The organism is Pseudarthrobacter sp. TAF60_1, from assembly GCF_052113505.1.
GTDB lineage: Bacteria > Actinomycetota > Actinomycetes > Actinomycetales > Micrococcaceae > Arthrobacter.
This window is the reverse complement of sequence record NZ_JBFRDI010000038.1, coordinates 1-2,567: the sequence shown is the minus strand read 5'-3', so window position 1 is coordinate 2,567 and position 2,567 is coordinate 1. Positions and strand designations below refer to the sequence as shown.

Sequence of the window (2,567 nt, the reverse complement as noted above, 5' to 3'; positions counted from 1 at the left end):
CGCTGCCTTCAACCGCTCCGCATTGATGCCGTTCAGCACCACCGTCGCCCCCGCCTCAGCCAACGCCCGCGCCAGCGCATTACCAATCCCCCGGCTCGACCCCGTCACAAGGGCAACCCGCCCCGTCAGGTCAAAAAGTCCACTCATGCACTGTCCCTTTCATTGCGCTGTCCGCTGTTGCGTCGCTGAGTTGTGAAATGGCCTGCCGTACTACCGCAAGGTCCTGGTCGCCCAAGCCCTGGCGCTTCAGTTCGGCGTAAAGTTCGACGCCGGCAGTCGCCATCGGCACGGCAGAGCCGGCCGCCTGGGCCGACTCGAGCACAAAGGAAAGATCCTTGTGCATGAATTTAGCGGGACCCGTGGGGGTGTAGTCCTTCCGGACCAGCCGCGGCCCCACGCTTTCCAGCACACGGCTGCCGGCCAGGCCGCCGGCCAGAACGTCAAAAAGCGCCGCAGGATCCATGCCCGAACGCTCGGCGAGTTCGGCCGCCTCGGCGAGAGCCGCCGTCGTGGTTCCGACGATCAGTTGGTTGCAGGCCTTGGCCAACGACCCTGAGCCCAGGGGGCCCATGTGCCGGACAGTGGTTCCCATCGCCGCAAGGAAGGGCTCAAGCCGCCGGAAATCTTCGGGCGATCCACCGGCCATAATGGCCAGGGTGCCGTCGGTTGCTCCCTTTGTTCCGCCGCTGACCGGGGCGTCCACCACAACGGCGCGGCCCTGGCTCGCGTGCTGCACCCGGCGGCCGAAGTCCTTCACCTTCGCGGGTGAGACAGAGCTCATGACCACCACCGTGGTGCCAGCAGCCGGCGGCGTTTCGGCCCAGCTTGCCAGGAGCCCTTCCGACGCTTCCTCGATGTAGGACAGGTCCGGCAGCATAAAGGCGATGATCGGCAGGTCCCGCAATGCCGCAATGTCCGGCGCTGCGGACGCGCCCAACGCCACCAGACCGCGCAGTGGCCCGTCGGAACGGTTCCAGGCAGTGATGTCCCATCCGGCGCGCACGAGATTCTGAGCCATGGGCTGCCCCATGAGTCCCAGGCCCACAAAGCCTGCTCTTTTGTTGTCCATCAAAGCCTCGACTCACATCGTTGTGTGGTTAATGTAGGGAAATCTGTCCAATATTCTAGCCTCTATTCAGTATGATGAACACTATGACGACCCAAACGACCGTAGCGATCGCCGTCCCGCTCGAAGCAGAGCTCGTGGACCGCATCCGCGCAGTAGATCCCGCCGTGACCGTTCTCTACGAGCCGGACCTCCTCCCGCCGGAGCGTTTTCCGGCGGACCACTCCGGGGATCCGGACTTCAAACGGACGCCAGCGCAGGACGATCGCTACTGGAGCATGCTCAACAAGGCGCAAATCTTGTACGGCCTGCCTAACGAGAGCCCTGCCGGCCTGGCGCGCATCGCGCGTGAGAACCCGCGGCTGCAGTGGGTCCACGCCATGGCAGCCGGTGCCGGGGGCGCGGTCAAGGCCTCGGGACTGGACCAGGAAACCCTCAGCAAGTTCAAGGTGACCACCTCGGCCGGGGTCCACGCCCTGCCGCTCGCAGAGTTCGCCGCACTGGGCATCCTCAACGGCTTCAAGCGCAGCGCCGAGCTGGTCCAGGACCAGGCCGCCAAGGTGTGGCCCGAGCTCCGAACCCCCACCCGGCTGGTCAGCGGATCCACGCTCGTGGTCACGGGCCTGGGTGAGATCGGGCTCGAGACGGCCCGGATTGCGCGAGCCCTCGGCATGAAGGTCAGCGGCACCAAGCGGACGGTGGAACCAATTGAGGGTATCGAGCACGTTGCGGACAACGACGGCCTCGCCGGACTGCTTGCCACTGCCGACGCCGTCGTGAACACCCTGCCCGGCACGCCCTTCACGGAGAATCTGTTCAACCGCGACGTCTTTGCCGCTATGAAGCCGGGAACGGTGTTTGTTAACGTTGGCCGCGGCACAGTGGTGGACGAGAACGCCCTCCTGGAAGCCCTTAATAACGGCCAGGTGTCCTACGCCTGCCTCGATGTCTTTGCCGTTGAACCGCTCCCCCAGGACAGCCCGCTGTGGGAGCACCCCAAGGTCCTGGTGTCACCCCACACCTCCGCGCTCAGTGCGGCAGAAAACCGCCTGATCGCAGAGCGCTTCTGCAGCAACCTTCGCACCTTCCTCGACGGCGGCGACCTCCCCCACTTGGTGGACCCGGTCCACTTCTACTGACAGAACCGTCCCGCTTCGCACCAAACGAGCTTGGCACAGAGCCCCTGCTGGACTCCTGACTTACAGGAACCCGGCAGGGCTCTTCTCGTTGGCAAGGTCCGGCCGCCGAACAGAACTGAGCCGGCCGCCGCCGTGAACACGCAGGCCGCCCGGAACGCCAACAGGTGGCCTCCCCTGCCGGGAGGGCCACCTGTTGTCCGTGCACGGGGCTTGGGCTAGGGCGTGTCTCCTTATTGACGTAGCCAGATCAGGACTGAGTAGAGAGCGACCCCGGACCGATAGGTGATGGCGAGCTTGTCGTACCGGGTGGCGATGCTGCGCCATTGCTTGAAGATGTTGAAGGACTGCTCGACGACGGACCG

3 protein-coding genes are annotated in these 2,567 nt (G+C 65.1%); 1 reads left to right on the top strand and 2 read right to left on the bottom strand.

From position 1 onward, the window contains the following. Together AB4Y73_RS20375 and AB4Y73_RS20370 are read right to left on the bottom strand one after the other, a co-directional pair. A partial coding sequence (locus AB4Y73_RS20375; protein ID WP_441873490.1) for an SDR family NAD(P)-dependent oxidoreductase occupies positions 1–147 on the bottom strand: 147 nt, incomplete at its 3' end. After that, the gene (locus AB4Y73_RS20370) at positions 131–1,069 is read right to left on the bottom strand and encodes an NAD(P)-dependent oxidoreductase (RefSeq protein WP_441874494.1); all 939 of its coding nucleotides are present in this window, start codon (positions 1,067–1,069) and stop codon (positions 131–133) included. The genes AB4Y73_RS20370 and AB4Y73_RS20375, both read right to left, overlap by 17 nt. 71 nt (positions 1,070–1,140) lie before the next feature. On the opposite strand from AB4Y73_RS20370, the gene AB4Y73_RS20365 reads away from it, so the two are divergent. Next, entirely contained in the window at positions 1,141–2,205 is a 1,065-nt protein-coding gene (locus AB4Y73_RS20365) for a D-2-hydroxyacid dehydrogenase (protein WP_441874492.1), read from the top strand. Positions 2,206–2,567 lie beyond the last annotated feature (362 nt).

Bases quoted from the DNA above. Each gene is read 5' to 3' on its own strand.
- AB4Y73_RS20370 (WP_441874494.1), bottom strand. From the start codon at position 1,069: ATGGACAACAAAAGAGCAGGCTTTGTGGGCCTGGGACTCATGGGGCAG.
- AB4Y73_RS20365 (WP_441874492.1), top strand. From the start codon at position 1,141: ATGATGAACACTATGACGACCCAAACGACCGTAGCGATCGCCGTCCCG.